The organism is Spirulina subsalsa CS-330 (assembly GCF_028330765.1).
Lineage (GTDB): Bacteria > Cyanobacteriota > Cyanobacteriia > Cyanobacteriales > Spirulinaceae > Spirulina > Spirulina subsalsa_A.
Window position 1 is genome coordinate 46,349 of sequence record NZ_JAQMTY010000176.1, and the last position, 7,700, is coordinate 54,048.

A 7,700-nucleotide genomic window follows, 5' to 3' on the forward strand; every position below is an offset into this window, starting at 1 on the left:
GACAGGAGTTGATCAGACAAGATTAAGATTTAGTGAATGTTTGGTAACTGAATTTGCAGCCATGCGCCCCCAGTGTGGGGATGATTTTGGGCGGTGACTAGTCCACCATGGGCGATCACAATTTGTTGAACGATGGCAAGGCCGAGGCCGCTGCCGGAGTTGGTTAAGGGAGATTTGATCTGAGGGTGGGTCTCTAAACGCTGGCGCGAGGTGTCGCCTCGATACAGACGTTCAAAAATGAATGGAATTTCGTCCTCGCGGAAGCCAGGGCCGCTATCAATAACATCAATTGTATGCCAATTTGCTAAATCACTATCGGGGCCGGGGGTATTTAAGGCAACCAGAATTTCGCCACCTTCGGGACTATGTTTAATGGCATTGTCCAAAACATTCAGCAGCACTTGGATGAAGCGTTCGACATCCACTTCTAGTTCGAGTTCCGCTGAGCCGTGGTAGCAGAGTCGAAGTTTTTTTTGTTCGGCAATGGGAACGAGGGTTTGCCAGGCGGTCAGGATCAGGGTGGCGACGCGGACGGAGCGACAGTGCAGGAGTTGATCGGGGTTCGAGGTGAGGCGGCTGAGGTCGAGGCAGCTTTGGATTAGATCCATGAGGCGTTTCAGTTCGCGCAGCATTTGTTCAACCCATTGTTTTTCGGGGAGGTCAAGGCGGCGCAGGAGGGTTTCGGCGACGAGTTGGATCGAGGTGAGGGGGGTGCGGAGTTCGTGGGTGAGGTCGGAGAAGGCGCGATCGCGGGCCTGTAAGGCCTCTTGGATGGATTGGCGATTTTCTAAGAAGACCCCCACATGGTTATCGGGAAGGAGCAGGGTAGAAGCCCGCAGGGCGATCGCATAGGGCGTGGGAACCGCCCAATCTTCTTTCGCCACCGTGGTCGAGCGATAGACCCATTCCTGATGTTGAGATTGCCCTGTGGCGCGGGTGGTTTCAATCAGTTGATCCAGTTCATAGGAGCGGACGAGTTCGAGCAGGAGGCGCACCTGTCCCGGTTGCCAGCGATCGATCTGCAAGGTTTGGCGAGCGATGGGATTACACCAGAGCAATTGGTTGATCGCATCAACGCGCAGGTAACCAATGGGGGCCACTTCAAGGATTTTTGTCCAAAGTTGGCCTTGTTGTTGGCTAGTTTGTTGGGTTTCGAGGAGGCGGTGAAGCGATCGCCGCAGTCGATACAGCGGGGCGAGGGATGACGTATCTTGCAATGCAACGGGCAAAATTTGGAGCAGTTGTTCAACCTGTTGGGCAAAACGGTACTGTTGCCACGCATTGATCAGCAACCCTGTACATAACCCCAAAACAAACACAAGGACAAGGGACATAGAGCAGCTATCAACAGTGAACGGTGATTGAAACGAGCAACCTCACCGACCCGGAGGCAATGGATCGGGCATGTTGCGCCGATGTGATCACGAAGCGTAGAATACGGAGCGTGGCATAAACACTCAGGCATTCTCCTCTGTAACCCTGTAATTTTTAGCCCTATCTTAGATCATCTCGATCCTCCGGACTCAAGATCATCGCGGGTCTTGCCCTGAGCGATGCTTGAACCTGTCAAGATGAAGACAATCCCGCAGCGTTGATTATGGTCACTCCCTCCCTAACCCCTCACCCCGCCCCGCCGAGCTATCCGATCGTGGAACAGTTCCACTCGATTCAAGGCGAAGGCGCGTGGGCGGGGGTGAGTGCGTTGTTTATCCGGTTGGGGGGGTGTGATGTGGGCTGCCCCTGGTGCGATACGAAAGAATCCTGGCCCCAGGATCATCATCCCCGGCAGGAGGTGGCGGCGTTGGTGGCGGCGGCGGTGGCGGCGGCCCCGGCCATGGTGGTGATCACGGGGGGGGAACCGTTGCTCCATGATCTCGAACCCTTAACAACGGCGTTACATGAAGCAGGGCAGCGGGTGCATTTGGAAACGTCGGGGGCGTATCCGTTGCGGGGGACGGTGGATTGGGTGACGCTGTCGCCGAAGCGGTTTAAGCCGCCCCACGGGTCAATCTATCCCCAGGCGCAGGAGTTGAAGGTGGTGGTGAGCGATCGCACGGATCTCGATTGGGCCGAAACCCAAGCCGCCCAAGTGCCGGATTCCACCCTCTGTTACCTCCAACCGGAATGGCAGACCCCCACGAGCCAAGGGTTGATTTTTGACTATGTGCGCCACCATCCCCGCTGGCGGATGAGTCTGCAAACCCACAAACTTTTAGGGGTGCGTTAATCCCGCGATTCTGCATGATGACTGAAACCTGGACGATTTATAAAGAGTTCCGTTTTGAGGCGGCGCACCGCTTGCCGAACCACGACGGTAAATGCCAGCGGCTCCACGGTCATAGCTGGGTAGGGCGGGTCTATGTGCGGGGCGATCGCCTCACGACCGACGGGGCGAAGGCGGGGATGTTGATGGATTTCAGCGCGGTTAAGGACTACCTGACCCCCCTACTGGAAACCTATCTCGATCACCATTACCTCAACGACACCACCGGCCTACCCAATCCCACCAGTGAATGCCTGGCCCAATGGATTTATCACCGTCTTGATGCGGCGGGGTTGCCGGGTTTGGATGGGGTGGAAATTCGGGAAACCTGTACATCGGGGTGTTTGTATCGTTGCGATCGCTTCTGAATCTCACTGCGATCGCTTCTGAATCTCACTGCGATCGCTGCTGATCTCACTGTGATCGCTGCTGATCTCACTGCGATCGCGCCTGATCTCACTGCGATCGCTCTCCTCTGTGACGTTTGATGAATCCGGGGGACGAGAAGGGCGAACAAGCTTGCTAGCATCAGGGTGATGTGATGTTTCATTCCCCAAAAGCCCCATGGTGTCTTTCAAAATCGTGCCCGTTTTAGCGATCAGTGCAATCCTGACTGCGCCCTTGGTCTCCACGGGGCGCGATCGCCCTGCCACCCCTCGCCCTGCCACCCCTCGCCCTGCCACCCCACCCCAACCCACCCAAATTGCCCAAGTGACCACCGCTGCCGACTTTTACCGCCGCTACCAACGCGACCCTAGCACCATCCCCCTCCCCGATTGCGCCACCACCACCTCCCAACTCAGTCGCGCCGAAATCCAAGCCATCCTCCTCGAACACAACCGCTCCCGCATGGATGCCGATCGCCACGTTCCCCAAGGCTTACCCCCCCTTCCCGCCGTCGCCTGGAACTGTGACGCGGCAGCCGTGGCGCAAACCTGGGCCAACCAAAGCAAAGGAACCCAGGGCCACAGCCCCAACCCATGGCGACAGCAACAGTTTAGCGATCGCACCTCCCTGCAAGGTCAAGCCGCCAAGCTCGGCGAAAATCTAGGCTGGGCGGGGGGAAGTGCCCCCTCAGTGATTCCGCCCGTGGTGAGCAGCGCCACCGCCTGGGACGCTGAACGCAGCGACTACAACCACAACACAGGCGACTGTAGCGGGGTCTGCGGCCACTATACGCAAATGGTTTGGCGTGAGAGTACTGCGATCGGCTGTGGGGTGCATCGGGGGGCGGTACAGTTTCCCGGCAGCAGCCAAGTATGGCCCCATGGCTACTTCCTCGCCTGTACCTATCACAACGCTGGCAACATCAACGGCGACAACCCCCTCATCCAACATCCCGATTGGTACTATCAATAACCGTCGGGGCCGCGTGGTAATTTCCCCATGATGCACCTCAGATCCGGGTTACAATCCGAGGCGCAGCGCCGCCAGCCATCCCAGCCCGCTACAATAAAAAACCCCTGCTCCAGCGGGCATAATCACCTTCATTGCATCCGGACTACCCTATGTTGACTGCTCCTCCCACCCTCACCACTCCCCAAGACACCCTCACGATCGCCGGTCGCACCTTCACCTCGCGCCTGATGACCGGAACCGGCAAATACAGCAATTTTGCCACCATGCAGCAGAGCATCGCCGCCAGTGGCTGCGAAATCGTCACCGTTGCCGTGCGCCGCGTCCAAACCCAAGCCCCCGGCCATGAAGGGTTAGCCGAAGCGATCGACTGGGGCAAAATCTGGATGTTGCCCAACACCGCCGGCTGCAAAACCGCTGAAGATGCGATCCGCGTCGCTCGCCTCGGTCGGGAAATGGCGAAACTCCTCGGCCAAGAAGACAACAATTTCGTCAAGCTCGAAGTGATCCCCGATGCGAAATATCTCCTCCCCGACCCCATCGGCACGTTAGAGGCGGCGGAACAGTTGGTCAAAGAAGGGTTTGCCGTGTTGCCCTACATCAACGCCGATCCCCTCTTGGCGAAGCGCCTCGAAGAGGTGGGCTGTGCCACGGTGATGCCTTTGGGGTCGCCCATCGGATCGGGTCAGGGGTTAAACAATCTCGCCAACATCAAAATCATCATCGACCAAGCGAATATTCCCGTGGTGGTGGATGCGGGGATTGGTGCGCCCAGTGAGGCGGCGGCGGCGATGGAGGCGGGAGCCGATGCGCTGTTGATTAATAGCGCGATCGCCCTCGCCCAAAACCCGCCCGCTATGGCCCAAGCAATGGGCATGGCTGCGATCGCGGGTCGTCTCGCCTACCAAGCCGGACGCATTCCCATCAAAGCCTACGCCGCCGCCAGTTCCCCCCTCACCGGAACCATCAGCTAAACTGCATTAAATTCCCCACGTATAAAAATTCGCTAATTCTTGGGTATGATAGGCGGGTTAGGGTGCGATTTCATGTTTTGATGCTATATTTCCGATTCGCCGCGATCTGGCCATAGATTCATGTTCCGCACCCGCACTACCCTCCTGACCCTCTTAGTCCTTTTGGTTTCGCCTGCGATCGCCCGTGCCGAGGGGAGCGTTGATTTAATCCGAAATGGGGGCGATCGTCCTTATCTCCTCTACCGCGACACCCCTGACCCAGACTCCGGCAACATTTCCCGTGAGCCAATCATCAAAGTCTATGCACAAGCGGGTGAAACTATCTATATGGGATCATCCGCAGTTGGTGTAGGTCAGGGCCTTACTGATTCTGCTGGTAACGGGGTCTGGATCAGATATCGCCGCGCTGGTGAAACGGAGTGGACATCATGTGACAACACTTTAGGTTTTATCGCCAATCGAGATCAAGAGCTTGCCGGCCCCGACCCTGACGGGACGAAAGGCGGCTATAAACCCTGTGAAATACCATCCACAGCAACAACTACAAATGGTATCTGGGAAGTTCAGTTCATTAGCCCTAAACCCGATGCTCCTGATGGATCGACCTATGCTCCTCAAAATCCTGAGACGTGTAGCAGAACTGATTGGTGTCAAATCCCAGGGGTCGAAGCATACGAAGATGATTTTTTTGTTGCCGCATGGGATGTCACCGTTAAGGAAGCCCCCAAAGGCCGAGTGTTTGCTAATTATCTGCCGCTGCGCGTTAGCACAACGGACACCACCAAAGAGATTGCATCTAAACTTATCACCCTCACCAAAGACGGCTATCAATATGAAGTAAACTTCAATAACCTTCAACCTCAAGGATTTATATTCTTTGCCAACAACAAAGGATTTACCAGTGCCAATAATCCTCAGTTTAAGTCTGTCCAGCTCCCCGCCACCTTTCATAGCCCAGAGTTACCCGACAACCTAATTACTGACGATATCACCCACAAACTCTTCTTCAACATCCCCGACAATCAGACCAACGACGCCAGTATCCCAGGCGACTGGTGGTTACGAACACCCGATCCACCGCCCGATCCAGAGCAGTTTCGTTTTCAAGGGGAGGAAGGAACGGTCGGCCAAGCCGGAACCAATCCCCTCACCGGAGCCTTCTACTTTAATAACCCCTCTACAACCCGCAGGTTTACCTATCGCATCGGTCTTGATGTTGACCAAGACGGCATCATCACCACCAACGGACGGGATGTGATCTTAATCGGTACGGCTGAAACAGGTGAGAACAAAGTGGAGTGGGACGGCAAAGATGGCCAGGGCAATCCTATTCCCGCTGGAGCGACTCCCTACCAAGCCACCGTTACCCTCTTTGGTGGTGAGGCACACTTTCCACTCATGGATGTGGAAAAAAACCCTAATGGTCTGATTATCACCCGTTGTGATGAAGCAGTCCGCACCAGTTGTGTTCCGAGTACAACGGCTCCTAATACCGTCTTTTACAACGATCTTGACCTAGGCGGTGGTCAAGCGATTTTGGGAACAAGCAGCGCCAGCGGTGCGCATAAGTGGACTGGGAGCGACCTTGGCTTTGGAGATCTTCGAGGCATTGATACCTGGGTTTCTATTCCGAGCCAATCGATTCCCCTCCAAGACTCGATTATTATCAAACAAACCAACCTCGTTACGGATAAACAAGCGGTCGGCTCTGATTTCTTTCCTGGTGACGAGATTAACTACACTCTGACCGTTAAAAACAACGGGCCGAGCGACCTCCTCCCCACCACCGCCAACGACCCCGCCACCGGCCCCCCCAGCGAAGATCGCGCCCTCGTGACGGATACCTTTCCCAGCGGCATTGAAAATGTGACCTGGACTTGCACAATCAGCACCATTGCGGCCCCCAATACTCCCCTGCGCAATTGTGACACCGCCAGCGGTTCCGGTGATATTAGTGAGTATGTCAGCTTGGCTGCTGGGGAGCAGGCTAATTTTGCGATTACGGGGGCGATCGCATCCACCGTCACCGCTGGCACAACCATCACCAACAGCGCCACCTCCAGAGTCCCCAACGATGTCACCGACCCCAGCACCGACCCCAACAGCCAAAAAGACAACACAGACGATGCAGCGATCACCATCGGAACTCCAACCACAGCGGATTTAAGCTTAGACAAAACCGTCAGCGCGAACACAGTCGGCAGCACCACTACAGTCACCTATACGCTCACTGTTAACAATGCGGGAGAAGCAAATGTCACGGGGGCCGCCGTTGTTGATGATGTGCCGGATACGCTGACCAATGTGCAATGGACTTGTACCGCCAGTGCAGGAAGTGCATGTGGTGCAGCGAGTGGGACGGGGGATTTAAATACGACGGTTGATCTACCTAAAGATGGGTCAGCAGTCTACACCATTACAGGAGATGTACCGAGTACATTTAATGGGACATTAACCAACAGTGCGGAAATCGTACCTCCGGCCGGAATCACCGACCCCACAACCAGCAATAACACCGGCAATGCACCGATTATCTTACCGGTGAATACTGCTGATTTAAGTCTGAATAAAACCGTCAGCGCGAACACAGTCGGCAGCACCACTACAGTCACCTATACACTCACTGTTAACAATGCGGGAGAAGCGAATGTCACGGGGGCTGCCGTTGTTGATGATGTGCCGGATACGTTGACCAATGTGCAATGGACTTGTACCGCGAGTTCAGGGAGTGCGTGTGGTGCAGCGAGTGGAACGGGGGATTTAAATACGACGGCTGACCTTCAGAAAGATGGCTCAGCGATCTACACCATTACGGGGGATGTACCGAGTACATTTAATGGGACGCTGACAAATAATGCTAGTGTTGCGCCGCCTGCTGGAATTACTGATCCGAATAATGCGAATAACGATGATGCGGAAGATATTATTCTACCTCTCAACACAGCAGATTTAAGTCTGAATAAAACCGTCAGCGCGAACACAGTCGGCAGCACCACTACAGTCACCTATACGCTCACTGTTAATAATGCGGGAGAAGCAAATGTCACGGGGGCTGCCGTTGTTGATGATGTGCCGGATACGTTGACCAATGTGCAATGGACTTGTAC

General features: G+C 55.4%; 5 protein-coding genes and 1 pseudogene. 5 read left to right on the plus strand and 1 reads right to left on the minus strand.

What is annotated here, in order from left to right:
• Positions 1 to 29 precede the first annotated feature (29 nt).
• Positions 30 to 1,334 (minus strand): sensor histidine kinase, encoded by a 1,305-nt coding sequence (locus tag PN477_RS12565; RefSeq protein WP_272119944.1) that lies wholly within the window; start codon positions 1,332 to 1,334, stop codon positions 30 to 32.
• Between the two features lie 263 nt (positions 1,335 to 1,597).
• On the opposite strand from PN477_RS12565, the gene PN477_RS12570 reads away from it, so the two are divergent.
• The 5 genes and pseudogenes from PN477_RS12570 to PN477_RS12590 all read left to right on the plus strand — a co-directional run.
• Positions 1,598 to 2,227 carry a 7-carboxy-7-deazaguanine synthase QueE gene (locus tag PN477_RS12570; protein ID WP_272119945.1) on the plus strand — a complete coding sequence of 210 codons (630 nt, stop codon included), beginning with the start codon at positions 1,598 to 1,600 and terminating at the stop codon, positions 2,225 to 2,227.
• Between the two features lie 14 nt (positions 2,228 to 2,241).
• Positions 2,242 to 2,631 carry a 6-carboxytetrahydropterin synthase QueD gene (queD, locus tag PN477_RS12575; protein ID WP_272119946.1) on the plus strand — a complete coding sequence of 130 codons (390 nt, stop codon included), beginning with the start codon at positions 2,242 to 2,244 and terminating at the stop codon, positions 2,629 to 2,631.
• 196 nt (positions 2,632 to 2,827) lie between these two features.
• Positions 2,828 to 3,622 carry a CAP domain-containing protein gene (locus PN477_RS12580; RefSeq protein ID WP_272147314.1) on the plus strand — a complete coding sequence of 265 codons (795 nt, stop codon included), beginning with the start codon at positions 2,828 to 2,830 and terminating at the stop codon, positions 3,620 to 3,622.
• A gap of 149 nt (positions 3,623 to 3,771) precedes the next feature.
• Positions 3,772 to 4,593, plus strand: coding sequence for a thiazole synthase (locus PN477_RS12585; RefSeq protein ID WP_272115949.1), 822 nt, complete (start codon positions 3,772 to 3,774; stop codon positions 4,591 to 4,593).
• 120 nt (positions 4,594 to 4,713) lie between these two features.
• Positions 4,714 to 7,700, plus strand: a pseudogene (locus tag PN477_RS12590) (hypothetical protein); the annotation flags it as partial.